Origin of the sequence: Arenibacter lacus (assembly GCF_008711145.1) — a bacterium.
Lineage (GTDB): Bacteria > Bacteroidota > Bacteroidia > Flavobacteriales > Flavobacteriaceae > Arenibacter > Arenibacter amylolyticus.
Genome location: NZ_VVIN01000235.1, coordinates 1 through 539 on the forward strand (window position 1 = coordinate 1; position 539 = coordinate 539).

Sequence of the window (539 nt, forward strand, 5' to 3'; positions counted from 1 at the left end):
CGCCGGTGGGCATTTGGCCTCTACCCTGGGCACCCATTATAATGAAGTGGTTTATGCGAAACAGGATGCCATTGACCAACTAAGTGCACAACCCAATTTTATGGCCCTTGTCTACCCAGTGATAAGTATGGGCGACCTAAATACCCATGGAGGATCTAGAAAGAATTTATTGGGTGAGCATCCATCCCAAAAATTGAAAGATCACTTTTCCAATGAATTTCATGTAACGGCCGACACTCCTCCTACATTTTTGGTCCACGCGTCGGATGACACTGCAGTACCCGTAGAAAATAGCCTCCTTTTCTATGAAGCGCTGCGTAAAAACATGGTCGCCGTAGAAATGCATATTTATCCCACTGGCGGCCATGGCTTTGCCTTGGGATTAGAGAATCCTCATTTAGCCGGTTGGACCGACCTATGGGTAGGGTGGATGACTGGGTTGAAACCTTGATCCGCGCTGGGGTTGTTAGGTTTCGACTGCTACCGACTAGCTCTCGCCTTAGCTTTTGGGACGAGCGAGACTCCTGTCTGACGCCATC

The 539-nt window shown here is 49.0% G+C and carries 1 protein-coding gene; it reads left to right on the forward strand.

Annotation, left to right across the window (positions count from 1 at the left end; all coding sequences use genetic code 11):
* The coding region (locus F1E73_RS17310) for an alpha/beta hydrolase (protein ID WP_150452699.1) at nt 1–451 on the forward strand (451 nt) is incomplete at its 5' end.
* Nucleotides 452–539 lie beyond the last annotated feature (88 nt).